34 protein-coding genes and 1 pseudogene are annotated in these 24,846 nt (G+C 36.3%); 2 read left to right on the top strand and 33 right to left on the bottom strand.

Translation table 11 applies throughout. The annotated features are described in order from the left end of the window. Nucleotides 1–15: 15 nt before the first annotated feature. The 21 genes from Q0594_RS01290 to Q0594_RS01190 all read right to left on the bottom strand — a co-directional run bounded on the left by Q0594_RS01290 (nucleotide 16) and on the right by Q0594_RS01190 (nucleotide 16,670). On the bottom strand, nucleotides 16–486 hold the full coding sequence (locus Q0594_RS01290; RefSeq protein WP_298729195.1) for a GNAT family N-acetyltransferase: 471 nt from the start codon (nucleotides 484–486) through the stop codon (nucleotides 16–18). Nucleotides 487–801: 315 nt separating this feature from the next. After that, on the bottom strand, nucleotides 802–1,122 hold the full coding sequence (locus tag Q0594_RS01285) for a competence protein TfoX (RefSeq protein ID WP_298729194.1): 321 nt from the start codon (nucleotides 1,120–1,122) through the stop codon (nucleotides 802–804). 55 nt (nucleotides 1,123–1,177) lie between these two features. After that, nucleotides 1,178–2,083 (bottom strand): DUF4300 family protein, encoded by a 906-nt coding sequence (locus Q0594_RS01280; RefSeq protein ID WP_298729193.1) that lies wholly within the window; start codon nucleotides 2,081–2,083, stop codon nucleotides 1,178–1,180. Nucleotides 2,084–2,134: 51 nt separating this feature from the next. Continuing rightward, nucleotides 2,135–2,950, bottom strand: a complete 816-nt coding sequence (locus Q0594_RS01275) for a C39 family peptidase (RefSeq protein ID WP_298729192.1) — start codon at nucleotides 2,948–2,950, stop codon at nucleotides 2,135–2,137. A 354-nt stretch (nucleotides 2,951–3,304) separates the two neighbouring features. Then, nucleotides 3,305–4,639, bottom strand: coding sequence for an Nramp family divalent metal transporter (locus Q0594_RS01270; RefSeq protein WP_298729191.1), 1,335 nt, complete (start codon nucleotides 4,637–4,639; stop codon nucleotides 3,305–3,307). A gap of 188 nt (nucleotides 4,640–4,827) precedes the next feature. Continuing rightward, on the bottom strand, nucleotides 4,828–5,208 hold the full coding sequence (locus tag Q0594_RS01265; RefSeq protein ID WP_298729190.1) for a hypothetical protein: 381 nt from the start codon (nucleotides 5,206–5,208) through the stop codon (nucleotides 4,828–4,830). A gap of 23 nt (nucleotides 5,209–5,231) precedes the next feature. After that, nucleotides 5,232–5,423, bottom strand: coding sequence for a hypothetical protein (locus tag Q0594_RS01260; RefSeq protein WP_298729189.1), 192 nt, complete (start codon nucleotides 5,421–5,423; stop codon nucleotides 5,232–5,234). A 6-nt stretch (nucleotides 5,424–5,429) separates the two neighbouring features. Further along, complete coding sequence (locus tag Q0594_RS01255) at nucleotides 5,430–6,311, bottom strand: hypothetical protein (protein WP_298729188.1); 882 nt, start codon at nucleotides 6,309–6,311, stop codon at nucleotides 5,430–5,432. A 577-nt stretch (nucleotides 6,312–6,888) separates the two neighbouring features. Then, nucleotides 6,889–7,704, bottom strand: a complete 816-nt coding sequence (locus Q0594_RS01250) for an AAC(3) family N-acetyltransferase (protein WP_298729187.1) — start codon at nucleotides 7,702–7,704, stop codon at nucleotides 6,889–6,891. A 13-nt stretch (nucleotides 7,705–7,717) separates the two neighbouring features. Next, nucleotides 7,718–8,161, bottom strand: coding sequence for an NUDIX domain-containing protein (locus Q0594_RS01245; RefSeq protein WP_298729186.1), 444 nt, complete (start codon nucleotides 8,159–8,161; stop codon nucleotides 7,718–7,720). Between the two features lie 149 nt (nucleotides 8,162–8,310). After that, nucleotides 8,311–8,874: a hypothetical protein gene (locus tag Q0594_RS01240; protein ID WP_298729185.1), complete on the bottom strand. Its 564-nt coding sequence runs from the start codon at nucleotides 8,872–8,874 to the stop codon at nucleotides 8,311–8,313. A 66-nt stretch (nucleotides 8,875–8,940) separates the two neighbouring features. Then, nucleotides 8,941–9,732 (bottom strand): hypothetical protein, encoded by a 792-nt coding sequence (locus Q0594_RS01235; protein WP_366518780.1) that lies wholly within the window; start codon nucleotides 9,730–9,732, stop codon nucleotides 8,941–8,943. A 131-nt stretch (nucleotides 9,733–9,863) separates the two neighbouring features. Next, nucleotides 9,864–10,256, bottom strand: a complete 393-nt coding sequence (locus Q0594_RS01230; protein WP_298729184.1) for a DUF2178 domain-containing protein — start codon at nucleotides 10,254–10,256, stop codon at nucleotides 9,864–9,866. Next, nucleotides 10,243–10,455, bottom strand: coding sequence for a helix-turn-helix transcriptional regulator (locus Q0594_RS01225; RefSeq protein ID WP_298729183.1), 213 nt, complete (start codon nucleotides 10,453–10,455; stop codon nucleotides 10,243–10,245). The genes Q0594_RS01230 and Q0594_RS01225 overlap by 14 nt, the downstream gene beginning before the upstream one ends. A 388-nt stretch (nucleotides 10,456–10,843) precedes the next feature. Continuing rightward, a complete protein-coding gene (locus tag Q0594_RS01220; RefSeq protein WP_298729181.1) occupies nucleotides 10,844–11,965 on the bottom strand; it encodes an SPFH domain-containing protein in 1,122 nt (373 codons plus the stop codon). Between the two features lie 18 nt (nucleotides 11,966–11,983). After that, on the bottom strand, nucleotides 11,984–12,586 hold the full coding sequence (locus tag Q0594_RS01215; protein ID WP_298729180.1) for a hypothetical protein: 603 nt from the start codon (nucleotides 12,584–12,586) through the stop codon (nucleotides 11,984–11,986). A gap of 196 nt (nucleotides 12,587–12,782) precedes the next feature. Next, complete coding sequence (locus Q0594_RS01210) at nucleotides 12,783–13,343, bottom strand: isochorismatase family cysteine hydrolase (protein WP_298729179.1); 561 nt, start codon at nucleotides 13,341–13,343, stop codon at nucleotides 12,783–12,785. Nucleotides 13,344–13,364: 21 nt separating this feature from the next. Then, nucleotides 13,365–13,931: a hypothetical protein gene (locus tag Q0594_RS01205; protein WP_298729178.1), complete on the bottom strand. Its 567-nt coding sequence runs from the start codon at nucleotides 13,929–13,931 to the stop codon at nucleotides 13,365–13,367. Between the two features lie 177 nt (nucleotides 13,932–14,108). Further along, nucleotides 14,109–14,726 (bottom strand): SAP domain-containing protein, encoded by a 618-nt coding sequence (locus tag Q0594_RS01200; RefSeq protein WP_298729230.1) that lies wholly within the window; start codon nucleotides 14,724–14,726, stop codon nucleotides 14,109–14,111. Nucleotides 14,727–14,811: 85 nt separating this feature from the next. Beyond that, the gene (locus tag Q0594_RS01195) at nucleotides 14,812–15,657 is read right to left on the bottom strand and encodes an ADP-ribosylglycohydrolase family protein (protein WP_298729177.1); all 846 of its coding nucleotides are present in this window, start codon (nucleotides 15,655–15,657) and stop codon (nucleotides 14,812–14,814) included. A 275-nt stretch (nucleotides 15,658–15,932) separates the two neighbouring features. Then, nucleotides 15,933–16,670, bottom strand: coding sequence for a LysR family transcriptional regulator (locus Q0594_RS01190; RefSeq protein WP_298729176.1), 738 nt, complete (start codon nucleotides 16,668–16,670; stop codon nucleotides 15,933–15,935). Nucleotides 16,671–16,777: 107 nt separating this feature from the next. Between Q0594_RS01190 and Q0594_RS01185 the strand changes: the two genes are divergently transcribed. Next, entirely contained in the window at nucleotides 16,778–17,296 is a 519-nt protein-coding gene (locus tag Q0594_RS01185; protein WP_298729175.1) for a DUF4865 family protein, read from the top strand. Between the two features lie 44 nt (nucleotides 17,297–17,340). Here Q0594_RS01185 and Q0594_RS01180 read toward each other — a convergent pair whose 3' ends face one another. The 9 genes from Q0594_RS01180 to Q0594_RS01140 all read right to left on the bottom strand — a co-directional run bounded on the left by Q0594_RS01180 (nucleotide 17,341) and on the right by Q0594_RS01140 (nucleotide 21,653). Continuing rightward, on the bottom strand, nucleotides 17,341–17,478 hold the full coding sequence (locus Q0594_RS01180; protein WP_298729174.1) for a hypothetical protein: 138 nt from the start codon (nucleotides 17,476–17,478) through the stop codon (nucleotides 17,341–17,343). 74 nt (nucleotides 17,479–17,552) lie between these two features. Beyond that, nucleotides 17,553–18,095: a GNAT family N-acetyltransferase gene (locus Q0594_RS01175; RefSeq protein WP_298729173.1), complete on the bottom strand. Its 543-nt coding sequence runs from the start codon at nucleotides 18,093–18,095 to the stop codon at nucleotides 17,553–17,555. Between the two features lie 178 nt (nucleotides 18,096–18,273). After that, nucleotides 18,274–18,717, bottom strand: coding sequence for a GNAT family N-acetyltransferase (locus Q0594_RS01170; protein ID WP_298729172.1), 444 nt, complete (start codon nucleotides 18,715–18,717; stop codon nucleotides 18,274–18,276). Then, the gene (locus Q0594_RS01165; RefSeq protein WP_298729171.1) at nucleotides 18,674–18,916 is read right to left on the bottom strand and encodes a hypothetical protein; all 243 of its coding nucleotides are present in this window, start codon (nucleotides 18,914–18,916) and stop codon (nucleotides 18,674–18,676) included. Before Q0594_RS01165 ends, Q0594_RS01170 begins: the two co-directional genes overlap by 44 nt. Nucleotides 18,917–18,945: 29 nt before the next feature. Beyond that, nucleotides 18,946–19,266 (bottom strand): TfoX/Sxy family protein, encoded by a 321-nt coding sequence (locus tag Q0594_RS01160; RefSeq protein ID WP_298729170.1) that lies wholly within the window; start codon nucleotides 19,264–19,266, stop codon nucleotides 18,946–18,948. A 532-nt stretch (nucleotides 19,267–19,798) separates the two neighbouring features. Beyond that, the gene (locus tag Q0594_RS01155; protein ID WP_298729169.1) at nucleotides 19,799–20,290 is read right to left on the bottom strand and encodes a nucleotidyltransferase; all 492 of its coding nucleotides are present in this window, start codon (nucleotides 20,288–20,290) and stop codon (nucleotides 19,799–19,801) included. Between the two features lie 2 nt (nucleotides 20,291–20,292). Then, nucleotides 20,293–20,472 carry a hypothetical protein gene (locus tag Q0594_RS01150; RefSeq protein WP_082160249.1) on the bottom strand — a complete coding sequence of 60 codons (180 nt, stop codon included), beginning with the start codon at nucleotides 20,470–20,472 and terminating at the stop codon, nucleotides 20,293–20,295. 141 nt (nucleotides 20,473–20,613) lie between these two features. Continuing rightward, nucleotides 20,614–21,141 carry an RDD family protein gene (locus tag Q0594_RS01145; RefSeq protein ID WP_298729229.1) on the bottom strand — a complete coding sequence of 176 codons (528 nt, stop codon included), beginning with the start codon at nucleotides 21,139–21,141 and terminating at the stop codon, nucleotides 20,614–20,616. A gap of 131 nt (nucleotides 21,142–21,272) precedes the next feature. Continuing rightward, complete coding sequence (locus Q0594_RS01140) at nucleotides 21,273–21,653, bottom strand: VOC family protein (protein ID WP_298729168.1); 381 nt, start codon at nucleotides 21,651–21,653, stop codon at nucleotides 21,273–21,275. Nucleotides 21,654–22,052: 399 nt separating this feature from the next. Between Q0594_RS01140 and Q0594_RS01135 the strand changes: the two are divergent. Continuing rightward, a pseudogene (locus Q0594_RS01135) lies at nucleotides 22,053–22,334 on the top strand (transposase); the annotation flags it as partial. Nucleotides 22,335–22,660: 326 nt separating this feature from the next. Here the strand turns inward: Q0594_RS01135 and Q0594_RS01130 are convergent. The 3 genes from Q0594_RS01130 to Q0594_RS01120 form a co-directional block, all read right to left on the bottom strand. Continuing rightward, nucleotides 22,661–23,908, bottom strand: a complete 1,248-nt coding sequence (locus Q0594_RS01130) for an IS256 family transposase (RefSeq protein ID WP_298729167.1) — start codon at nucleotides 23,906–23,908, stop codon at nucleotides 22,661–22,663. Nucleotides 23,909–24,013: 105 nt separating this feature from the next. After that, nucleotides 24,014–24,424 (bottom strand): hypothetical protein, encoded by a 411-nt coding sequence (locus tag Q0594_RS01125; protein WP_298729166.1) that lies wholly within the window; start codon nucleotides 24,422–24,424, stop codon nucleotides 24,014–24,016. A 1-nt stretch (nucleotide 24,425) separates the two neighbouring features. Continuing rightward, on the bottom strand, nucleotides 24,426–24,846 hold a 421-nt coding region (locus Q0594_RS01120; protein WP_298729165.1), incomplete at its 5' end, for an ATP-binding cassette domain-containing protein.

Here is a 24,846-nt window from a genome sequence, read left to right as displayed (position 1 = left end):
TTGTAATCTTCCGCTTCATTCCCCTAAATATTTAATATAGATTTGACACGGATTCCATTCATCCCACAAAGTCGGGAAGCATTCTAACTCCTTATACCCCATCGCCTTATAAAAAAGATTCGTATCATCATACTGTTCGTAATGCCCCATTTTTACAGTTTTCACTTGGGAATAAGTGTACCCTAAACTCCTGGCTAGTTGCTCATACGCCTTATTTAATTTTTGGCCGATTCCTTTGCGGTGAAATTCCTTTTTGACTCCCATCACAAAAATATCTGCACAATCCTCACTCGTAGCATTCAACACAACATATCCTGCGAGTTTATCCTCTACAAAACAAGCGAGAAATGGTTTGTCCATCGCATCATCAACATATTCCTGCGTGCTTTCTGGCATTCCAAACCATTCTGGAAGATCATATAAAACTTCTTTTGAAATCGATTCTTTTTCCTCTTTATCTATAATTTCTCTAATAATCATGTTCATCTTTAGTGTCCTACTTTCTTTAAAAAGTCTCGCGCTAATGCGATTTGTCGTTCTCTTTCCCATTGATATAAATATTTTGTTCCCACTCATTCCAAGAATACTCTTCTGGCTTCATTGTCTTCGCCTCAAATCCCTTTAAATTATACTGTCATTATACCAAATAACTTGAGACGGTTATATTCCCATTCAACCATTTTTTCCAACATGTCAAAAACACCTATAGCACTTTGAAACTGCTATAAGTGCTATCGTTACTTTATGGATTCAAAAGAATGCCTGCTAATCGTCTAATATAGTGACGTTCTTCTCCATGCATTATTTCTTTTTCTTTGGTTTCGGAGCGGGCAGTTCATCATAGATAGCTTTAAACAAATTCGTTAAGAACTCCTTATCCTCTACATTTTCCACCAGAAGCATTTCTCTTGCCCCTTCATAAGGTTTTTCCAATGAAGCATCAGGCATGCTTTCTCTGGCAGCTGTTACATTTTTGATTAGGAATCGATCATCATAAATTCCACCGGCAACCTTTTCTCGGTAATACAAAATATATTCCCTCATCATTGCTCGATAGCGGATATCCTCTAATCCTGATAATTGTTCTAAAATATAGGCTAAATATTCCTTGCTAGAAGCCATCCTTTTACCTTCCTCCGTTACTTCCTAATTGCTTACCAAGATGAATACATCCTTTTTACTTCATCTCTACCCATTTGTTGTTATCCATAATGAATGGTTTCGCTAACCCTTCTCCGGTATAATCTTGGTATTTCGTTGAAAGGTACTTGTAAACATCTTCTTTGGAAGCAAATTTAATCGCTTGATACGGCTCCTCAAACGTTAACTTCTCAACGAAAAGGAAACCGTCACTCGTTGGCACTAATACACCGACATGCCCAATGAAGAGGGACTCGCCATCCAGATTGTCATGAATCACTACAGAAAGCATTCGAGCGTTCTCATTAAACTTGAACCTAGAGAGGAATTGCTCCATTTTTGCAGCATGTACTTTCACATCGGTTGTGGCTTCTGTTTTTACTCTTGAAAATAATCGATTTAACGCTTCTTTATCCTCAGAGCTAAATAATTTTCCTTTGTCGATGGCGTCATTGTCAATGAAAAGGAGCGTATCATCTTTTTCAATCGGAGGAATCTCAATGCTATTTTTCAATAATGCATAAGTATTAATGCGGCAGTTCGTTCCGACAAAATCACCCATCTTCGCATTCCAGAGATTACTGATTTTCTCTACGTCATACTCTGTTTTGGTGAAAGACGCAAAATCTCCTTGAAGACCCGTCTCAGCCACAATTTCATTGTACTCCTTCACCAATTTTAAGAATGATTCTACACTCTCTTTATCGATGTATGCAGAGAGTAACGCCTTCACTTCATCAATACTGCTCTGGTTCGACATATTCGTATAGGACGCCACCCATTGCGGCGTTTCTTCCTTCGCGCTTGCGACAGTTGTCGATGGAGCAGTTGTTTCCGCCACACTTTTTGACTCGGATTTTGTGAATGTTTGTGCACACCCAGCTAACGTCACTAGCGTTGCCACACATAAACCTATTTTTATTGTTCTAGAAAAATTTTTCATTAATGTTTCCTCTCACTTTCCTTCTAATCCTATTTTTAATTCATCATTCTCTTACCAAGCATAATTAGGTTCCTCGCAAGCCGCCATTGCTTCAAGCAGCTCTTCTGGCGTCACCTTTTTTAATCCACCATATACAGGATCTTGTTCATGTGTCATAGAGTCTAAATAATAAATGGCAGAAATATCTTTCCCGTCTGGGGTCAATTCATAGCCAATACCAATCACATTATGCTCCCCATTTTTTCCAGGATAAATTTTGGAAAGGGTGAAAGTGTAATACATTGGATAGCCATCATCAATATTTTTGCGAACGCGCTCCTTGAATACTCTCATCTCTTCAGAGTTTGGACTTGCATTCGTAACAACGGCTAGGCGATATCCAGCCTGTCCTTCCATAGGCACTGAATAGCCAAATAAATGCTGATTCAACACACGAATGGCATCTTTATTATGCGTTCCAAAAGGTACATAAGTCCCCATCTCCCGTGCCAATTGTCGCTGAGAAACGAATTTCCCCTGGGTGGAAAGAATCATACTCACTGTTGCAGGCGCACAGAAATACCATTCTTCTTGAATTTGCGGAGTGACGGCTAAAATCTTCTTACGACGTTGCGGAGTTGGAGCCACCGCCTCGGTTGTGGTTTCGGTTTGTGTTTCTTGTATGGTGACGCTCGTTGTTGTTTCTTGCGTAGTCACTGGTGCAGGAGTCGTTGTTTCACTCGTTTGCGACTGCTCTGTCACTTGCTTTGAAGTTGAAGTTTCTATAGAAGTATCCGTTGTCGTTGTCTTGTTTTGTTCGTTAGGAGACTTGCAAGATCCTAATAGCAACATATTCATACACATCAGCAGTATAAGACCCTTTTTCATCTTAATGCCTCCATTCTCTCTTCTAAAAGGGACAACTACAATACTTACTTTGGAACAACTTTCTCTCATCTAAATCTTATATTTACTGGAGTCTACGATTTTTTTATACGTGCCATTGTTCGATTGGATGATTTCTCCATGTTTCTTTTCTGCATAGAAACTGTCACATCCTTTGAATACGGTTTTAATCTTCTCATTTATAGTCTATTCTATTCTTTCGAAAAATACAACATAACCTCTATGAAGATGATGAGTTTTAGCATGAGAATTTTTTCTACACCTCAGTTCTAGAGCAAGTTCTATGTTGAACACCTAAGGAACGAAAAACGAGCACCCAAAGATGCCCGTTTCAATCTAGAATAAATCAATAATTAACTTGAAGTTTAGAATAGTAAGGATAACTGCCACCGCGTATCCAAGAAAAGTATTCCATTTAGCGTTTGTAAATTCTCCCATGAGTGATTTCTTTGAAGTAAAGTAAATCAACGGGAAAATGGAAAATGGTAACGCCACTGATAAGAATACTTGTGAATAGACCAAGAGTTGGTCCAATGTTTTTTCTTGCGCCCCAAAGAGGAGTGCCACTACAATCACAGGTAACAACGCAAATAATCGCGTTACGAGTCGGATAATCCATTGTGGTAATTTCATATGCAAGAAGCCTTCCATCACGATTTGTCCGGTCAATGTTCCCGTGATGGTTGAATTTTGACCACTAGCTAATAGAGCGACTGCAAACAGTGTCGAAAGAGTGGAACTTGCGACTGCCCCTGCAATTTTGGAGTCTTGTAACGCATTGTACATTTGCGAGAACGCTGAGATTTCAGAAGCATGTCCGAAAAACAATGCGGCTCCTAAAATTAATAACAGCGAATTTACAATGAATGCTAAACTTAATTGAATATTCGAATCCCATGTCATAAAACGGACGGCTTTACGAATATCGTTTGGATCATTGTAATCGACTTTTCTTGTTTGAGACAGTGACGAATGTAAGTACAGATTATGCGGCATCACAGTTGCTCCGACAATCCCGAGTGCTAATGTTAATATACTCTCGTGCCCTGGTGCTGTCTTATCAAACAACTGCGCTGTCGGTAAGAATCCTTGGAAAATTCCAGAGATACTTGGATCAGCTAGCGCTACAAGATACACGAAAATCAAGAGAATTGTAAAAATCAAGGTCGATACAATCGCTTCGATTTTCTTGAATCCCATCTTCATAATTCCTAACAGTAAAAATACGTCTAGAACTGTAATAAAGATGGCTCCCATAATTGGAATGCCAAACAAGAGATTCAATGCAATGGCCGACCCTAGCACTTCTGCTAAGTCAGTAGCCATCAGCGCTAACTCGACAATCACCCATAAAATATGACGCAACCATTTAGGTGCATGATGAGCCGTCGCTTGCGCTAAGTCCATTCGTGTCACAATTCCTAGTTTTCCAGACATTTGTTGCAACTGCATCGCAATTAATGACGAAACAAGAATAACAAAGAGCAATGTATATTTATAAGAAGCTCCTCCAACCACACTCGTTATCCAGTTTCCTGGATCCATGTACCCTACCGCTACAAGAGCACCTGGTCCCAAGAAAGCTCGTAAGTTTTGCCAAAAATGATTATTATTAGGAGTTTCTATTGATTGATTCACTTCTGAAAGTGATACTTTTTTACGTGTAGACATAATTTCCTCCTTTTCATGTAAATTATTTCATTTCATGAAACTTTTCTAAAATAAGTCCATTTCATATAATTAAATATATAAAAAACAGTGCCTATTATAACACTCAGGCGACCATCGCGCAATGTGAGATGTTACAGTAGGCACTGCTTTATGTAATTTTATTAACTCTGATGAACTATAATCGAATATCACTTCACGACTTGAGGTAACTGCTCCAGAAGCGCATCGTTGGTTTGGCTCTTCCCCATGAAGAACATGGTCGTTGTGCCATCCTTTTGTTCAATTCTGACAGCATATCGGCTGCCTCCACTCTGTCGACCATGCATGGAGTCAATCGAAATCTGGCGAATCGATGCTAAAGGGATGCAACGCCTTTTGAAACAGAACGCCACGTGAATGTAAAATGTCCCATTCGCAATATGAAACGGTGCCGTAAACGGACCTCCGCTCTGTTTTGTAGCTGTCCATCGGCGAACGAGAATGACAAGCAGACATGTCGCAATAAACCCAAAACTCATCAGAAATATCAGCGGAATCCCCTGGCCTACTCCACTTTCTATCGTTGCCATCTTCGTTCCTCCTTTCTACCTTTTCACTCTGACTTTTTCATGCTCTTAGTAAGAGTCCACAGCGCTCCTACTATCAACAAGATTCCAACAACAAATAACGGACCTTCTAACGCTTTGATTTCCTCCATAAACGGTACGACATACATGCTGAGCTCTACTAAGATGACTCCAATAAGAATCAGCACAAACACTAGGATTTTCCCTTTTTTAGACATTGCTTTCTATCCTTTCTTAGTTGTTGTTGAGTGGTCTCTTTTATCCCACTTTAAAGGTAAATGAGGTGTAATATCAACCGAATTACGATACGCAATTACTTTGTTCAATCTATCAAAATACGTCTTCCAATCTTCTGGTGAAAAGTTTCGATATTTATATTCTGAAATTTCAGCATTATCTATCAACGGTTGCAAGTTTTCTACTGTTATCTCCAGATTCTTTTTATCAACTATAACTTTTCCACTCTCAATTTCACTTAAAGAGTGTTGGAAAAAGTCTTTAGAAAACATACATTCTAAGTTTTCTGAATAAATCCATTCCACTAAATTTTTGTTATCGTTGTTGAAATACTCGAGTAGATTCCCTTCAAAACAATAGTATAAAAACTGATCCAGTTTATCTTCTGACATCATAAACTTATCAGGATTCAAATTCCGTTTTCCTGCTTGATTTGCCATGTTCGGTAACAACAACAAATTTCCCCTCGATGCATAATGGTCTGCTAAATCATTAAAAAGCGTCCACTCCTCATTATTATGATTTGAAAGAATTTTATCGATACTGGCATTATTTTTCGCTATTATCTTGCCATCTTTATTAAGATTCAAATAATAAGTCAGCGGAGTCCAAATGGAAGTCATAATGTCCCCGCGTTCAGCATAATCCTTTTTCTCCCAACTGTTCTCAAGGGAAGAAATTTTTTCATCAAATTGATAAAAGTATACCGCATCCGAATCATATAAAAATCGAGGGGTGTTAGGAATATCCTCTCTATAATAACGTAATAGCATTTTTAACCCACTATTATCTTCCCCACAATCCACTGAGGCTGTTGAAAAGATGTGATCAAAAACTTCCTTGCTACTCCCTTTCATTTTTCCTCCCACTCCCTTCTAATCGATTCATTCAGTGCTATTTCCTTCTGCTCATTGTTCATTCTACCTCTATCTTACCGAGTCCATTGATTTTTTTCCACCTCTTTTAAATACATTTTAGGTTCGTCGTGCACATTTTAGTTGCACTAACGGAAAGGAGAAGCTCCCTAACCAGGCGAGCAGTCACAACCATTGCTACATTGGTCGCAGGAACGTCTATGAATTCTTCAGCCACCAAGTCTACTCCCCATTCATGTACTTACTGTTTATGATTCCACTCGTGCTTGGAGTGGTGCCAAATCTCATAGCAAAAATGACCAGAAAAACCTTCCTAGAGTCAGAAGGCACACAAGCATCTTACAAGATGGGGCCTCACGTTCATCTTCGGCAGCTTCCTCAAAGGAGTCTTCGATATCTACAGAACAAGCTCCGTCTACCCAACCCTCTACTTACCAGTTGGTGTATTCCTTCTAGTTGTAGCATTGGGATTAGAACTGTACTACAAGAAGGCAGTTGCTAAATAAAAAGGCCGGAGCCCTTTACAAAGCTCCGGTTTGTTTTAGAAATAGCATATCGATACTTACGCTGATTATTTTAGATTTCTTTCAATGTAATAGTTTCGTGCAAAATCAACGCATTCTGCCATATCGATTAAGAGTAATTCTGCGCCGTTCAGAGTTTCTTTTCCAACGTGATGAGCTTTCATAAATTCTTTCTGGATTTCTAAATAATCATCATAACTATCTAAATCTACATTTTTAAATTCAATCCACTCATCGCCATTGGTCGTTGAAATTTTACTTCGCTCTATCAATACTTCTCGATTTAATCTATTTTCAGCTAGGTGTAAAGAGGTATTGGTTTCAAAATTTGTTCCAATCATTAGTATTTTAGCCTTTAATGCATACATCTTTCCAAGGGGTGATTGTTCTCCAAATGGAAAATCAAACCCTTCATTTGGAGCAATTTCAGCCGCTCGATGACCAATAGCCGTAAACGAATACATCGGATGTTCTCCTCTAATGGCTTGAGGTAAAATTCCAATAAAATTGCTAAAGCTACCCATTGATTTAGAAAACGACAATTTCTTGTTATAAGCTGGCAAATCCTCTCTAATGCTATCATGCCACTCTACAGGAACTGGAGGATAGTGCCAATTCACAGGATCAGAGATTTCAACCGTTTGAGACGGCACAACAATGGTCCCTTCTTCCCCAACAACACTCTTTAAAGCATTATAAAGACTCTCTGGACCTCCAATCACATATCCCATAGATGACAATGAAACATGTGTCAGAACGATATCCCCTCGCTTGATTCCCAAATCTATAAATTTTTGTTCTAAATCTTTTGTCGTTACTGGTGTAAGACCCTTTTCTATTGAATCATTCATATATTTAAACATCTTTGGTCCTCCATTATAGTCCTATATCAATCTGTTTTATTCCAGCTTTCCAAAGGGGTAATTCTTTTATTAAATATTGAGGTCGTATATCATACTCACTTAATCTTTGGAGGTCTATCCATTCACATTCATATTTTCCTTCATCCAACGTATGAGATGGAACCTCCCCTAGAAGAGTCACTTTATAATGAAATTCAATCATATGATGGAGTTCACCTTTATAGTCAAATCGATTTTCAACAACGAACATTAATTCTTCGACTTCACAATCGACACCTAATTCCTCTTTCACTTCTCTGGCTACAGCTTTACGGCTTGCTTCGCCGACTAATATCGCCCCGCCCACTAAGTGATTTTGGCCTTCTACCTTATAAGTGAGCAACTTTCCATCCTTCACTACAATGGCTGATACTCTAACGCCATATCTATAAGTATCTCCTATTACTCTAAAATCCACGGTAATCACTTCTTTCTGAAAAATGAATACAACCATTATAGCACAGTTCTTACACTTGTGGATTCCGCATAAAAATAACACCTTATCCTACTGATAAGGTGTACTCTATTCGTCTATATGAACTTCCACACTTTCCTTGGTTAAAACGACTATTTTTTCTCTTTTTTATTCTTAATAAAGACGATGATCACTATACAAATCACTAACCCAGTAGCTGCTGGTTTAACGAGCGCCATTCCGTTTTCTCCACTAGATAGGATACTATGGACGACCTTTAATACAGCTCCAGCAATTACAACCCATAATAATTGTCCCCATTTTCGATTCCAAGTAGTATAAATCATAAAAATAAAGAATAATAAAATCAATGTACAAACGACTATTTTCTCCGTTGTCCAGCCACTCGTTAAATAGTTCTTTTCAAACTCTAAGAATAAATGAACCTGTTCGTCCACCACTTCTGGTTTTGGAAACCAAAACATACTCGTAAATAAGCCAAAAATCGACATAAACAAAATCGAAAAAGATTGTTTATAAGCACCAATAACAATTGGGATTATAAACAATGGTCTGATATACCAACTGAGAATATTTTGGTGTCTTGAAAAAGCCCACGTAAAAAACTCTCGATTTGTAAAAAACATATAAATCAACACTACCGTTGAAATCACAAAAAATAATCCCATTGTTCTATCTAATTTTTTAATTTTCATTCTCTATCTCCATTAATTCAAAAACTTATTTATCTTTTTACAAAATATTTTGTAATGATGCTTCTTCTATCTTTCAACTGTCCCATTCAATAGAACCTTTGCCATTCTCACCACATACAACTCTTCATCTTCATGAACCAGCTTGCTTAGTAATTCGTGAGCCCGAGCCGCATCGCCTTTAATGGTAGAATTCAAGGCTTGATAGTAGATAATTTCTAACTGTGGATACTTGAATTCATTCGTCAAAGTTTCGAAGTAGTCGTTACTCTCATGCGCGATGGTTAAGTCATAGAGAGCTACACTTACTTGTTCGGTTTTCTTGGCCAATGTCTCTTCTGTAATCGTCAGCTCGTTAAGCAGTGCATCCAGTTCTTCTCGGCTTAATTCTGGCTGACTCAAAACGACTGAACGAATTAAATAGCTTTCCAAAATATCCTTAAATTCTGGTTTAAGGTCCTCCAATTCCAAGGCCTCTTTGGCTTTCTGAACTGCTGTTTCAAAGTCCCCCGTCATGTAGGCGTAAGAGACTTCTGTCGTTTTTGCATCTATCTGAAGGGCCGCTCTTTTGGCCGTTTTATTGAACTCGATATATTGTTTCCACGATGCTAAATCCAAATCCACGTGAAGTAATTTCGCTACATTGCCTAAATACCATTTATTAATCAGTTGGATTCCCAGCAATAGTCCTGCGAAGACCACTAAGACTCCCACCGTTTGAAGAAGCGTATCGCTGATCACCACTGCGACACAAAGAATCAGAACCATTGCTACAATACCCGCGCCTCTAGTATATAGTGTGTATTTTTTTCGTACTGCTTGATAATCCATTGTTTCTCCTCCAAACTCTCTAATTGCCACTTCAAACTTGCTTGTTTCGATTTCAAGTACGGCAATATCATTTTCAAATACGATTCGAATCCATTATCTCATGTTCACCAGTTTGCTTCAATGACTTAGGAAAGGTGAATTCATAGCTTCCATATCTAGAGTTAGTATTTTCCCTCGTAATACTTATTCATCATCATCATTAGAATGGGAGAACTTCCTAGCGAAATAGCTAACAGAGCTGCTGGTACATATGCCTGTATTGCAATACATACTACTGCGATAACTCCCATTAAAAGCATGAGTACAGATGCCATCGTTGCATCTACTTTATCTCTGATTTTTTCATTCCGTTCATCATTCATACTAATTTTGTAATCGCGATCCTTTTCCAATAGTCTATAGTGTGCGAGTTGTACAAATGAAACAGATACACTAATGGAAAACACGAAACTCAATAACACTCTAACCAATTCATTCAAGTTAAGTGTAAATACTGCCAGTAAACTACAAATCCCTACTAAATATCCTAGATACCACAATTTATTCGTCTTCATATTGATCCTCCTCGTAAATAAATACTTCTTCAATCGAAATGTCAAAGAAACGCGCGATTTTAAATGCCAATATAATAGACGGATTATATCTTCCGTTTTCTAAAGAACCCACCGTTTGCCTAGATACTTCAAGTGCATTCGCAAGTTCTTCTTGTGTAATTTCTTTTGCTTTTCGAATTTCCTCAATCCTATTTTTCACATTGCATCACCTCTCAATATGGAAAGTTTACTTTACATCCAATATAATTAGTTTTCAACAAAATGTCAAGCTTGCTTTCCATAAAGAATGCAAAAATACCGGAGCTCTTTGACAGGACCCCGGTTTGCTGTAGAAATAAAAAATCAATATTTTATAATTATCCCTTAAATCACATCCATTTTTAAGGGATAAAACAATTTTTAAGGGTTAATTTGCTCAATTACACGAAGAATTTTTATAAAATCAAGTCGTAGGGAAGATATCCAACTTCTTAGTGGAATTTGTCTAAGATTATCTTTTCGTATAAAAAAAGGGATGTCAGATTCACTCATCTCTTAGAGTAAAATCCATCATCCCTCCATGTCTATCAATGAAAATACAATTATGTTTATAATCCCATAATCTCTTTCTTTTTGGTATTAAACTCGTCTTCAGAAAGAATTCCAGCGTCTACAAGATCTTTCAATTTCTTTAAAGCTTCAATCTGCTGATCGAAAGACATTGATGAACTTTCTTGTTTTTGAGAAGCATTTGGATTCAAAGCTTGAGCCATATTCATGCCCATAATAATATTTCCACCGTCTCCTAAGCCGTGATCTTGGATTCCGTGAGCAATTTTTTGTTGAGCAGCAATATTGGATGTTTTTTGTGATACATCCTCATAAGCCTTCATATTCATCTTATTCGATGAGTACTGTTTAACAAGTTCTCTTGAATCATCAGTAAACTCAATATTTTCGATTGCAACTTGAACTATTGAAAATCCAAATCTTTCCGGCCAAGTTCCTGCATTATTATTATCGTTAATAACAGCTTGAGCGAGCGCATTTGCCTGCGATGGAAGCTGAGAAATTCTATATGTATTAGACATAGAATTTAATGCAACAGTAAACGACTGTAAAAATTCAGAAAGAATCTGTGAACGAACTTTAGTATCATCAAAAGTATAATAATTCACATTGGCAGGCACAAAATTACGAATGAATTTTGCAGGGTCTACAACCTTGATAGTAAAAGATCCAAATGCAAAAATTTCTAAATCTGTACCGTAATAGTAGTCATTATAGACCTGTGCTCCCTTAGTGCCAAATTTAATATCTCGAATTTCCCGGAGATTTACAAACGCAATTTGTTTATTGTCCGATGTGATTCCACCATAACCTACTCTATCAGAAACTTGGTTAAATATGGATTTTACTATTCCGTTTCCATTAAATATACTTTCTTGTCCGTTCTGGTATTCATATCCACCAGCTTCAGTAATAATCTCTTCAATTCCAGACTGATTAAAGATAAAAGCAGCTGTATTTTCAGGCACATAGATTTTAGAACCATTCGATATAACGCCCTCTGAACCTTTATAATTAGAACCTCTTCCATTGTTAAAGGACTTCTGTATAGCCGGCATAACTACGACATGCTCATCAAAACTTCCTGCAGTATATATATCCTTCCATTGATCAGCAAAACTACCACTGATTGCTCCAGTAAACGCTTTAATAATTCCCATATTTCAAATATCCTCCAACTATAATGTTTGATCCGTATCACAATATTTACAGTGTACCAGCTGTCCCTTATAACCAATCAATGGTGCCGAACACGAAATGCATTTTTTATTAATTTTACTCTGCGATTCGCTTTGAATAGCCTGCTTTTGTACTTGCTTCTTTCCTAGCTGAAAATTAATCCCCAATTCAGACATAGCATTATTGAAGGCACCTTTCATTTCTCCCATTAGAGTTCCACTATCATCAAACTCATCATCTTCTTCACCTTCGTATCCAAGTGCCTTATTTATTTCCTTAATCCATTTTTTTATCGTTGATTTATTATTTGACTTAAAACTAAAAGACTCATTACCATTCATAAGATAAATTTCCAATGACGGGGTCCCATTAGTTTTCTTGCCTTGAATAGCCTGTGGACGTCCATTCACTTTTTTCAGTTGATTAAGAGGATAACAAAAAATATTTTTGGTATTTCCAAAAACTCCCTTATTAACACAATATATATTTCGAGTTGTCAAATACAACTCATCCGTATAAGCAGTTGCTATTCCGAAACCATGCTCTACGAAAACTTCTTGTAGAATCATTGCTTCATCTGGTTGTAAACTAAACTTAGCCATATTTATTTCTCCTTCGTCAATTTATATAAAAACAAATGACTGTCTTAGCCCATTATCTCACATTCCCTTGGCCCCTTCAATGGCAAAATGCATATTCTTATAAAAAAAGAAGCAGACAAATGTTACTTTGCCTGCTTCTGATTTCAATTCTATCTATAGTTTCTTTATCGACTCTTTCGAGCCCAAAAAACGACTGTTACCCTCTCTCTTTGAACTCATCGAAGTATAGGACCTTGACTTGCCCAGACCAATCCAAGACGCATCCAACGAAGTCCACAAGGTCAAGTCCTGGCATTTCATAAGTGTCGCCGTCATTGACGCTGCCCGTTGCATCTTCAATATAAGTCACCTTATAGCCTCTGTCTGAAGCGATAATGGCAGAAAATAAGCAGCAATATTCCGCGTTCAATCCCGTAATCACCACTTCGTCTACCGGATGATTCGCAAGAATTACCTTCAACTCTTCACTCTGGAAAATATTTGGTGAGTCTTTTTCTACAATAAAATCCACATCCGCAGAAAGCTCTTCGTCAAGCGCTCCTCGTTGGTCTCCATTGTAAATAATACTCTCCTCATTCTCATCAATATGTCGCGTATGAATAATGAGGTCCCCGCTCACTTTAAACATCTCTTGTAACTTCAAAATATTCTCTCTAAGCAGGTCAAAATCCCCTCTAGCTAACATCCCTTTTTGACAATCTAAAACAATTAATGCTTTCACTAATAGTGCTCCTTTAATCTCAACTCCTACAACCACGTCATGCCTTCTCAACGGCCTTTAGCTGAATGAGTCAATCTCTTCTTTCACATACCCCTCTATATCTTCAATCCCTACAAACAGCGGGTCTAAGTGACATAAGAAATGCCAATCTTTGGCACCTTTTTTTCTGTAGAGAATCGCTTCGCCGTCTTCACTTCCGAAAAAGCTTCTATCGACTTCATACCCTTTACTTTCTATGAAAGCTTTTGCCTTGCGGAAGTTTGCTTCTCTGGCTTCGACATAGTCTTTCACTTCATCGTTATGAATGACAAAAGCATCGATTAGTGAGTATCCTTCGATCATTTTATTGTTTTTAACGGATAGATTCGAAATTTCTTTCCAAACAATGACCACAATTTCCGCAGGGTCGAACATCCATTTAGACAAAGGTACAATGTTTCCATTATAGACAATCTCTATATAATCCGGTAAGCGTACAGGATTAAAAGATTCCATTTCAAACTCATCTTCTTTTTCTAAAGTATATCCAGGGATTTGAGCGACAAAAGCTCTTCCTTCTTCTAAAGAATCAAACGCGACCAAATCTTTTTTATAATCACCTTGATACAATTCCAATATAACCATCGATGACCCTCCTAAACTTTTTCATTCTAAACATTATTACGATACCTTTAATCACACGAAACAAGCACTCACAATGTACATCCAATAGACCTGTCTGCATGACGACCCTCTCTATAATCCTTTTAAAGGTACATAGAGTTTTCTAAACAACGTATCAGACAGAAAAACAGAAGATGTTTATTTATGATACTCCTCTATTTTGTGGCTATGTTCTTTCAGAAGCTGTTTGTAATAAACTTTTTCATTTTTTGAATCTCGAACTTCCCTCCAAAGGATCGCTGCAACGGTTAGCTTGTTCGCATACTGATGGCTACATTCATCTGCACAAAAGTCTTTTAAAAATTGATTCCATTGACAAGCCGAATGATCATACTTGGCGTAATCGGACTCTCCATAATAAATTTTAATCATATCTTGAATCGTAAATTTTAAATCATTATCCCTTTTTACTTTTCTCCAAGCAGTTGCCATATCTGCATTAAATTTAAAGGGACTAACCCCTGTTACCGCTGCAAAATAATCTCTAAACTTCTGGTTAAAAGAAAACCCACAGTTCAGGAGCGGAGTCTCTAAAGTGATTACTTCGGATTGAGTTTTGAGACCTTTCCTCACAGATTTCTCTATTTTATTTCCCTGAAAATATTGTTCAATTATATAAACCAATTCTTTCTTGGTACCTCTATACTCTAATCCAAGAGACTTACAAATTTGGGAAAGTTCCTCTCGATACCAATAGTATTGGTTAAATTCTTCAAATGATTTTATCTCTTTAAAACTAGGTCTATTTTCCGCCAAACCATCATCTCCACCCTTCATATCTATGACGTTAACGTCAATCCGCATGCCCCGTAAACATATGGTCATACACTAATATATACGATTATTTGATTACAACGAATTCTTCCCATCGTCTGAGCACATCTTTTAAAGGCTCATCTAGATAGGTATAAACCTTGTCTGTGATCCACTCAGGAATTCCATAAGCTGCCTCTGCGATACTTCCTGTGATTGCAGCAAGAGTGTCGCTGTCCCCACCAAGAGAAATCGCATTTCGAATCGCATCTTCAAAATCTGTACTCTCCAGAAAGGCAACAATCGCCTGAGGAACGGTTTCTTGGCACGTTTCATTGAAACGATAGGTCGGGCGAATTTCATCTAGCGTTTTAGAAAGGTCATATCCATACTCTTTCTCGATGTGTTCCTTGATGCGTCTTTTAATCTCCTCAGGGGTATCGCTATTTGATTGCCCGTTGTCACTAGCATGAGCGCCAAAGAAGTAACGGCACATAAAGATTGCATCTGCCGTTGCCATAGCCCCTTTGATTCCTTCTGGATGGTTATGCGTCACCTCTGAAGAAAGTTGCGCCAGACGTTTTCCCTCGGACGGCAACTCGCTTGTTGCAGCCTCCATCACCCAAGCGCACGGAGAAACACGCATCGCAGAACCATTCCCAAAACTATTGTAAGGCTCACGGTTGTCGGTCATAAGCCACCGGTTAAACCTGGCACCGTAATCCGCATTTGGATACATTCTGCCGTACTTCTTCATGGCATCAATGAAGTCTTCCTTCTGTCCGCCATTCATAATTGCTTCTGCCACAGCACAGGTCATTACCGTATCATCTGTGAAAAAACAATCATCCCTAAATAAGGGAAAATCCTTCGTTTTAATATTGTTCCATTCATAAACAGAACCCACAACATCTCCAACAATTGCTCCTAACATAAATATCCTCCTTTTACAAAATTAATTATTTTTGTCAAAAAATGTATATAGACATTTCAAGCTCCTATGACAGTCCTCCTTTTTATACTCTATATCTATGAACCCTCGGAACTATATCCCTTAACTAGAACGACCCCCAAAAATAGAGAGTTACCGACTATTTCTTAATTTAACATAAGAATATATATCATAAACCTTTTTATTTAAATAAACTCATGGAAAATCCCTAGTTTGGTTATTGGATACCTTTGCTTTATCTATATAAAATAGTTATTTTAAACTTTCTTTTCATACTGATAAAAAGGAATGTTAACAGAATCTTGAGTATAAGGTTTTATGTTCGATCTATTTTTCAACCATGTGGGTAACAAGGCAATTCCTTGTCCTTTTTCAACTAAGGTAATAATATTTTCAAATGAATCAATTTCTACAAACTCTTTTAAATGAGCGAACTCTCTTACGGTTCTTTTTCTAAAAGGACAATTTTCATCTTTATTAATTAAAAAAGGTGTCTTCTTGGCAACCAATTGATTGCTTGAGCAAAAATACATTGCTTCAATGTTTCCTAGAATTTCATCATAATTGTTAAGATTTTTGATCTTTTGAAAACAAAAAATCTTATCAAAATCTTCTTGCTGAGCGACACTTGGTATTTCTGAAGTTTTTTTGATAGTGATATCACTTATACCTAAATCAATTGTATGCAAATTATTAATATCATGATTTAATAATAATTCTGAAATTAAGACGGTTACTTTTGCCTTTGAAATCCTCTTTTTTAAATTCTCCAAATTATTAGAAGTTTCTTTACAAAATTGATAAAACAAGTCTCCTTTTTCAGTTGGAACTAATCCATTATAATTTCTAAGAAATAGCTTGCACCCCAGTTCAGTTTCAATCACTTTTAATCTAGCGCTTAAATTTGATTGTGCATATTGTAAAATCTTTGAACTTTTATTTATGGATTTTGTTTCATAGATTGTCACAAAGATTTTCATATCATTAAAATTCATCTAAAACACCTTATCATTTTTTATGATAATTATATCATAATTAAGTATTATTCAAAATTACAGAAATCATATTTACTATAAGTATAAATTAGAAAAGAGGTACTTCCATGCAAGCAATGCAATACACTATAAAATTACCATCTGATTATGATATGAATATCATTAGACAACGTGTCCAAAAGACAGGGCACTTGATGGATGGTTTTGAAGATTTATTTTTAAAAGTCTATTTAATCTCTGAAAAATCTGAAGGTCAACTATTTAATAGTTATTGTCCACTATATATTTGGAAAGAAACTAATGGAATGACCAAATTTATATTTGATGGTTATTTTGATAATATTTTAACTTCTTTCGGTTGGCAAAATATTGAAATTGGAGTAACCACATCAGTCGAATTGTCGGACCATTTTGATTCGGCCAAGTATGTCACATTAGAAATCGTTGATATAAAAGTTTCTGAATCTTTAAAGACATTTACTATTTATGAGCAATTACAAAATGATGAAAGTGGTAAAATTGTAGTTTTTAATCCCGATAAATGGAAAAAATGTATCTTTACATTTTATACCAATAAACCTGATAAACACCTACCGACTTTTGAAATTCTACATATTTCAAAATAATCAAAATATAAGTAGCGATGAAGAAAAAGAGCGATGAAAATATTTCATTGCTCTTTTTCTATAGCGATAATATAACTGTTATCTTCCTTATCGCCTAATTTTTTGAAATAAGTTTCATACTTAAAAGCAAGATTTACTTTAAGTTTTATTACAACGGTTTCCCTCAAATTACTTTTTAACATTCTGTTGTGCCTTGTCACATTAGTGAAACATCTACTTCTACTTCACTAATGCCTCAGCTCGTACAAGCAGTGATTTACTTAAATGAAATCCATTCTGACTTTGATAAACAGGTTATATGTTCTGTGCGAAGAACACCTTCCAAAGCACATGGAACGTTCTCTTTTGTATGATGATAACGGAAGCCGCATTTTTCCTGAACTCTCTGTGACTTTGTATTGCCATCAAAATAACCGCACCACAATTTCTCCAGATTCAGGTCATCAAATCCATGTCTCATTATCTCTCGAACTGCTTCTGGGATAAGACCCTGACCCCAATACGGAACTCCTATCCAGTAACCAATCTCCGCCTCGGTATCAGGAATCCCTATATGACTTGCAGAGCCAATCATCAATCCTATGCTACCCACTGGCTGCATCGTTTCTTTTAAAACGATGGCGTATGTCTCTGGTGCGGAAAAAACACTTTTTATAATCTCTCTACTATTTTCAACACTGGTATGTACAGGCCAACCTGCACTCGGACCAACCTCAGGATGACTGGCATATTGAAATAAATCACTGGCGTCTTTTTCTTCCCATGGGCGAAGAATCAATCTTTCTGTTTCTAAAATCATTTTTCTCTCCTTAAATTCCAGCTGTTTGCATGATTGCTTACGATGGAGGATTTTCACGATTTGACTCTTTGTATCAACGCTATACACTCCACATACGCAGTCATCGGAAACATATCCACATCCTTTTTCACAATAACATAAGGTTATCGTTAAAGGTTATTACCTCCACAAACTGAATTTAGAAAGATCTCCGCAAATAAACCATATCTACCAACTGAATGCCACCTTCATATATTGGATGGTCATAATTGTCTGTAAAGAAGTTCGGGGCGATATGTGATCGCACAAACCCACACTTTTCGTAAAACGGAATCGTCATTGGACTATCGCCCGTTCCTACCTGCAAGGTAGAATACTCTCCTCTGTATTTCGTGATAATAAAATTAATCATGGCTTTCGCGTAACCTTTGCCTTGATATTCCGGAACTGTCGCAATATTCTTAATTTCAAGTACGCCATTCCCCACATCGATTACAACACTCTCACATTTAATACCATTATCATCAAGTACAAACATTTTACCCTTATCAATATAACGGTCTATCATATCCTCCTGCTCATCTGCCAATAATAGCAACTCAATATAATTTTTCCTGTTTTCCATAACCTCTATTATTTCCATCAACAACCCACTTCTTAAAATATTTATTGTTATTATTGTTTCGCAAATAATTTATAAACTCGATTTTAGCATTCCACGGGTTCAATGATTTGTAATCAAATCCAATGATTTCAAAGCTGTCATCAAAAAAATGTTTATAGTGATTAGCTTCTTCTGCATTACCGCCCTTACCATGAACATATATAACGGCATTTTTCATTCAAATACTCTCAACAAATTCTAATTTGATTATTTCTTTTTCTTCGGTTTTGGTGCAGGCAACTCATCATACATCGAATTGAATAAGCCGGTTAAAAATTCTTTGTTGTCAATATCATCTACCAATAGCATTTCCTTTGCTCCATCATATGGTAACTCATACTTTGCATTTGGCATATATGCTATTGCAGATTTAACAGGCTTCACTAAAAATCTATCATCATAAATCCCACCAACAATTTTTCCACGATAATAAACGATATATTCGCCCATCATTGATCTATATGTTATTTCTTCCAACTCGGATAATTGTTCTAAAATGAAATCTAAATACTCTTTACTTGAAGCCATAATCTACCCCTCCAAAATTTGCATTTGTCTACACCGTTTTAATACTTATATTAGATTAATATGTTGGGCATTCCTTTTGCACTAGCACGCAGCTAATCACTCTTCACCTTCCTCGTTTTCTTGGGTGTACATTGCATGGGCCGAACATCTACTTCTACTTCGCTGATGCCTCAGCTTGCACAAGAAGTGATACCGCCTCAACCTGTGGTAATATTCTGCTTTTATACTAATAAACAAAAGGCAATGAAAATCATTTTAAAATGATACTGTGGAACGGAAAGTTGATCACTTCTTCCAAAAGAAACGACATCCATAACTCCACTTAAAATTACAATTGATAATTCTCTAACATTAACCATCTAATTATAAAATCGTTACTTTCAATAATGGATAAGCTGATCTAAAATTTAAAATCCTTTTCTTTACTAATTCTATTACTAGCCAATATAGTATAAATTAAATGACCTATAAAAATGATGATAAAAATAACATAGCAGCCAGTCTTACAACTTACTACTTTTCATATGATAATTTACAAATGTCTTTCCAGCCACTCGATCTTTTTAAAATCCTTATTGTTATTGTGATCATTTCGATAGGAGTCTTGAGAAGAAGCTTTGTAAATACTTAGATACTGTTCCAGACTTGGAAGACGAAAAGTGATGCCTTCAATCTGAATAAGCTCTATATTCGATTCCGAAACTCCTGCAAAATCAGATAAGGTATCGATACTTCCAAATTCAACACTCACTCGATTCTTTTTGAATTCATGCTCATGAATATCTATCAAGACGTAGCCTAAGTCTTTCATCACTTTCATTATCTTGTCCCAGTCATAAATTCTGAGATGATCAGGTGCTTCCCAACCTCTAGGGTCACCAGGCACATGAATGTCAATGTCAGACGGCCCCCAATTTTCTTTCGTTCTAAACTCCAATCCCAAAGAACCCATCAGTGTCGGTGTAATTCCGACTCGATTTAAATGGAAACAAATGGTTTTAAATTCTTCAAATAAGAGACTCATGTTTACTCTAATCCTTTCATATAAATGTTCGTTATTTCTACTTTATTACCTTGAACAAAATCATCTTCATTTTCTAGAGTATATCCAGTTATTTTGGATATAAATTCTTTTCCTTCTTTTAAGGACCCAAATGCCACTAGATCTTTATAAGAAGGATTTTGATATAATTCCAACATATACATCTCTAGTCCTTCTGATTTTTGAACGATTATCCACATTTCACTAACAAACTTACACACTCAACATGCGCGGTCATCAAGAACATATCCACGGGTTGCACGTACTGTGCCCCATAGCCACGTTTTTTGAACTGCTAAGTTGAATCACTTATTGTCACCCTCTAGCTGGACCTGTGTATGAGCTAGCAAATCTCCTAGATGCCTTTTATCTTTTCTAAAAATTGCCATTGCTAGTAACAACAGTGCAAGTAGGGTTGCTAAAGACGAGAGGATAATGGATATTAGATCAAAATCACTATAGACTCCATGAATAGTTCCCATATGCCCTAATTGCCAAGGTAAAAATTTGATGAAATTTCTAATTAAGCTGGCCTGAATTGTTTTTTTCTGATAGACCAGACGAAGCCCTGCTTTTGATTTCCCAAAACTTCCATTTTTTGCATAATCCAAAAATGTGAAATAAAGCATGATTGGCAAAACACTGATAAAAAATGTAAGAGTCTGTGCCTGAAATTCTGTTTGCATTGGTACACCATTAAAAACAATGTAGTAATAAGTTATAGCGCAAAGAAACAGAATACCCAAGTAAGTTATGATTATAAGATAATCAAATAGTAGTTCGGTTATTCTTTTTTTAACCGAAATAGGATTCATTTCCAAAATCTCCATTATTTTATCCTCCTGTCTAAGAACGTACAAGTAGTGACATATCCGCAACATGAATCAATTGAACCTGTCTATATGTGGAAACATAGCTACAAATTGAAATTTACCATTTCTCATCATTACTGAAAATTTTCAAGTTAATCCAAGCAAATTTCTACTTTAATCCTATCCGGATCTTCAAAATAGACTGCATAATGTTCTGCACCACCGGCATATGGATATTTATCATCATAAAGCAAAACTATATTTCTCTGAATAAGATTCTTCCTAATTTGATCGATTTTACCCTTAGTTTGACAACGGAAAGCAAGGTGATTTAAGCCTATATTACATCTATTGTATCCGTTATTAAGATACTTTTCTTTTGTCTGTACAAAAACAATATAAAATTCGTCCTTTTTATAGGAAAATCCGTCTTTCCATTCTTGAAATAACTCAAAATCTAAAACCCTAAGTATCCAAGAATAGAATTCCTTGGTTTTATCTAAATTACTTACATAAATCTCAATATGATGCATCGTTTCCCCTCCATCTAGTGCTGGAAATATCAATATACTCAATTTTTACTTCACTGATGACTCAGCTCGTACAAGCAACGCCATACACTCCATTATCTTCTGCATTATCTCCCTTGATTTTACCGTCTGAAATACAAAATCGCAATGAAATATCTCTTATTCTTTTTCACTTGTCTAAAAGTGAATACATTAAGCTGATAAAATCTTTAATAGTATTCATACACAATCTCTTTTCGGTTCAAAAAATTACAGCCAGACCTCAAAAAGTCTGGCTGTCGGCGTAAAATATAAGTATGCAACTCTCTATATTATTTAGCAAATACTTCTATTTCATTTTTTATTTCTGTTTTCGTCTTTCAGCAAGTATTTTATTTTGTTCTTCTAACTGTTCTGTTGTCTAGAGATTATATAGAATTTAAGGAAACGATTGAAGCAGCTACTCAATTAAATCTACCTCCTGTTTTAAAAAGAGTATTAAAGACTCTTATTACTTACCTGCCATATATTCAAAATACTTGTGAGTATCCAACTAGAACAAATGGCCCCATTGAAGGAATAAACAATAAAATAAAAGTACTCAAAAGAAATGCCTACGGCTTTAGAGACTATTACCATTTTAGAAACAAGATTATTTTAATAATAAAAATGTTTGGCCCAAAACAAAAAAGAATTAAGCAATAATTAGTTGCTTAATCCCTTCCTAAAATTCTTCATCAACACTATTTGACAAAGAGCCAGAAAAAAAGAATACCCTTATGTAAGAGTATTCTTCTACAAAATCTACTATGGACGAGCTTTATCAAATACGAAAAAACTATGGAATATACATGGATAAGGAGATGGAGAGGAGTGTGTGAAACTTTTTCTGTAAATTAGCCTTCTGTGGTAGATTATTGAATGTATCCCGCTGTTTGCAGGGAATACGCCTTTAGGTCAATATATTAAATTTGCTTACGCATGTCAAGGGAAGCCAAGCCATTAGGCTGGCTTCTCTTGTGTTATATAGGTTAATTTGTTTCCGGCATTCTGCCTGGATACATTATACAAAATTCACCATATACCTTTGCCCAATCCCTTATCGGAAGATACCATTTCTTTGTAGCTTGCATCGTAGATAGGTAGAGAGCTTTTAGCAATGCTGTATCGCTTGGAAATACGCTTCTCTGCCTGTTTAACTTCTTGTATGTGCTGTTTAGCCTTTCAATTGCATTTGTGGTGTATATTACCTTCCGCACATCTTGCGAGAACTTAAATATTGGCGTTACAGCATCCCAGTTATCTTCCCAGCGTTTCATAGAATTAGGATACTTACTATTCCATTTTTCAGTTACTTCCTGCATGTTCTCATATGTTGTTTTCTCATCTGGTGCATGGTAGATTGTTTTTAAGTCACTTGCAAACGATTTCATATCCTTGTAGTTTACATATTTAAGTGTATTCCTTACCATATGCACGATGCATCTTTGGTATTCTGCTTCTGGATATGCTGTATATATCGCTTCTTTTATCCCTGCTAATCCATCTGCGCAAATGACCATAATATCTTCCACTCCGCGGTTCTTTAATTCATTAAGAACACCAAGACTGTATTTGCTGCTCTCATTTTCACCTATCTGCAGAGATATTACTTCCTTCTTTCCATCTGCATTTATCCCAAGCATTACATATGCTGCAAGCTTCTTAATTACATGGTCTTCGCGCACAGAGAAATGAACCGCATCTATGAAGACTATTGGATATACGCTATCAAGGGGTCTCTTTTGCCAGTCATCGATATCTTGCAATATCTTATCTGTAACATTGGAGATGAAGCCTTCACTACAATCAAAGCCATAGATATCTTCTATCTGTTCAGATATCTGCCTTGTTGTAAGACCTCTTGCGTACATAGAGATTATCTTCTGATCTATTTCCGAGATGTCTTTTTGTCTCTTTTGAATAACCTGTGGCTCAAAGGTGCTGTTTCTATCTTGCGGTACTTCTAGTTCAAATTCTCCATACCTACTTCTAACATTCTTTCTCTTAGTTCCGTTTCTGTAGTTGTCTTTCTCGCAGCGTTCATATGGGTCGTAGCCAAGATGTTCATCCATTTCTGCTTCCATCATGGACTTTATGGTTCCGCCTAGTAAATCCTTTAGGGCATCCTGAATGTCTTCTGCTGTCTCAATGTCATATTCTTCAATAAGAGACTGAATAATATTTCTCTTATTATCATTGAGTGGTTTGATTTTGTAGATATCTTTCTTCTTTGCCATAAAAAATTCCTCCTATGGTGTTTTTATACTACCACAGGAGGCTAATTTATTCTTTAATTTACAGACTTTTTGTCACACACTCTGGAGAGATAGTGTTCTATCTCCTTAAATTGAAACTATATTCCAACCATCCTTTTGCAAACCATCTTTTATGGTTTCATTTATAGAGTCTTCTGGAATTGCCACGCACACTAACCCTCTAGCTCTTGATAATGCTACATATTGACATTTTAATCTTTTCTCTATTGTTTTACTAATCTTAGCTTTACCTACATATACATAATTGTTTATGGACTTTATGTTATGTGTCCTCATATATGTTTCAACAACAAGTGTGGCTAAATGCGTTTTTCCCTTTACCGAATGAATGCTACCAAATATCATATCTACACTTCTATTCGTTTCATCGTCAATATATTTATATATAACATTTTTTTCGTTTTTTATTTCAATCTCATTTTCGACCCATTTAACACATTCAATCCCTTCAATGCATTTTTCTTCATCAAAAAACAAATTAATCTTTATGCAACACTCTGCTTAAAAACTGTCTGGTTCTAAGTTCTTTCGGATTGTTAAGCACTTCCCTCGGGATTCCCTCTTCTATTACCCTGCCATCATCTATAAACATCACTTTATTGGCAACTTCCCTTGCAAAATCAATTTCATGACTTACCACTACCATGGTCACGCCATCCTCTGCAAGTTTTTTCATAACTTTTAACACCTCTCCCACAAGCTCTGTATCAAGGGCGGAGGTGGGTTCGTCAAAAAGTATAAGCTTGGGGCTTGCAGCTATGGCTCTGGCTATACCCACTCTTTGCTGCTGCCCTCCCGAAAGCTTTGAAGGGTAATAATCATATCTGTCTGAAAGCCCTACCCCATCAAGTGCCGACTTTGCTATCTCTATAGCCCTTGCTTTTTCTATCTTTCTTGCA

Source organism: uncultured Granulicatella sp. (assembly GCF_938030755.1).
Lineage (GTDB): Bacteria > Bacillota > Bacilli > Lactobacillales > Aerococcaceae > Granulicatella.
The sequence above is the reverse complement of the archived record's forward strand: the minus strand, read 5'-3'. Positions and strand labels throughout refer to the sequence as shown.

What these genes read in the sequence shown, in the direction of transcription:
- Q0594_RS01160 (WP_298729170.1), bottom strand. Translation starts at nt 19,266, where the DNA reads ATGGCTTCAAGTAAAGAGTATTTAGATTTCATTTTAGAACAATTATCC.
- Q0594_RS01230 (WP_298729184.1), bottom strand. Translation starts at nt 10,256, where the DNA reads ATGAAGACGAATAAATTGTGGTATCTAGGATATTTAGTAGGGATTTGT.
- Q0594_RS01240 (WP_298729185.1), bottom strand. Translation starts at nt 8,874, where the DNA reads ATGAAAATTAAAAAATTAGATAGAACAATGGGATTATTTTTTGTGATT.
- Q0594_RS01185 (WP_298729175.1), top strand. Translation starts at nt 16,778, where the DNA reads ATGCAAGCAATGCAATACACTATAAAATTACCATCTGATTATGATATG.
- Q0594_RS01285 (WP_298729194.1), bottom strand. Translation starts at nt 1,122, where the DNA reads ATGGCTTCTAGCAAGGAATATTTAGCCTATATTTTAGAACAATTATCA.
- Q0594_RS01205 (WP_298729178.1), bottom strand. Translation starts at nt 13,931, where the DNA reads ATGGTTATATTGGAATTGTATCAAGGTGATTATAAAAAAGATTTGGTC.
- Q0594_RS01155 (WP_298729169.1), bottom strand. Translation starts at nt 20,290, where the DNA reads ATGAGTCTCTTATTTGAAGAATTTAAAACCATTTGTTTCCATTTAAAT.
- Q0594_RS01165 (WP_298729171.1), bottom strand. Translation starts at nt 18,916, where the DNA reads ATGAAAAATGCCGTTATATATGTTCATGGTAAGGGCGGTAATGCAGAA.
- Q0594_RS01180 (WP_298729174.1), bottom strand. Translation starts at nt 17,478, where the DNA reads ATGTTAAAAAGTAATTTGAGGGAAACCGTTGTAATAAAACTTAAAGTA.
- Q0594_RS01270 (WP_298729191.1), bottom strand. Translation starts at nt 4,639, where the DNA reads ATGTCTACACGTAAAAAAGTATCACTTTCAGAAGTGAATCAATCAATA.
- Q0594_RS01215 (WP_298729180.1), bottom strand. Translation starts at nt 12,586, where the DNA reads ATGGCTAAGTTTAGTTTACAACCAGATGAAGCAATGATTCTACAAGAA.
- Q0594_RS01170 (WP_298729172.1), bottom strand. Translation starts at nt 18,717, where the DNA reads ATGGAAATAATAGAGGTTATGGAAAACAGGAAAAATTATATTGAGTTG.
- Q0594_RS01130 (WP_298729167.1), bottom strand. Translation starts at nt 23,908, where the DNA reads ATGGCAAAGAAGAAAGATATCTACAAAATCAAACCACTCAATGATAAT.
- Q0594_RS01150 (WP_082160249.1), bottom strand. Translation starts at nt 20,472, where the DNA reads ATGTATATGTTGGAATTATATCAAAATCCTTCTTATAAAGATCTAGTG.
- Q0594_RS01195 (WP_298729177.1), bottom strand. Translation starts at nt 15,657, where the DNA reads ATGTTAGGAGCAATTGTTGGAGATGTTGTGGGTTCTGTTTATGAATGG.
- Q0594_RS01250 (WP_298729187.1), bottom strand. Translation starts at nt 7,704, where the DNA reads ATGTTTAAATATATGAATGATTCAATAGAAAAGGGTCTTACACCAGTA.
- Q0594_RS01220 (WP_298729181.1), bottom strand. Translation starts at nt 11,965, where the DNA reads ATGGGAATTATTAAAGCGTTTACTGGAGCAATCAGTGGTAGTTTTGCT.
- Q0594_RS01260 (WP_298729189.1), bottom strand. Translation starts at nt 5,423, where the DNA reads ATGTCTAAAAAAGGGAAAATCCTAGTGTTTGTGCTGATTCTTATTGGA.
- Q0594_RS01280 (WP_298729193.1), bottom strand. Translation starts at nt 2,083, where the DNA reads ATGAAAAATTTTTCTAGAACAATAAAAATAGGTTTATGTGTGGCAACG.
- Q0594_RS01265 (WP_298729190.1), bottom strand. Translation starts at nt 5,208, where the DNA reads ATGGCAACGATAGAAAGTGGAGTAGGCCAGGGGATTCCGCTGATATTT.
- Q0594_RS01290 (WP_298729195.1), bottom strand. Translation starts at nt 486, where the DNA reads ATGAACATGATTATTAGAGAAATTATAGATAAAGAGGAAAAAGAATCG.
- Q0594_RS01140 (WP_298729168.1), bottom strand. Translation starts at nt 21,653, where the DNA reads ATGCATCATATTGAGATTTATGTAAGTAATTTAGATAAAACCAAGGAA.
- Q0594_RS01275 (WP_298729192.1), bottom strand. Translation starts at nt 2,950, where the DNA reads ATGAAAAAGGGTCTTATACTGCTGATGTGTATGAATATGTTGCTATTA.
- Q0594_RS01175 (WP_298729173.1), bottom strand. Translation starts at nt 18,095, where the DNA reads ATGATTTTAGAAACAGAAAGATTGATTCTTCGCCCATGGGAAGAAAAA.
- Q0594_RS01190 (WP_298729176.1), bottom strand. Translation starts at nt 16,670, where the DNA reads ATGAATTTTAATGATATGAAAATCTTTGTGACAATCTATGAAACAAAA.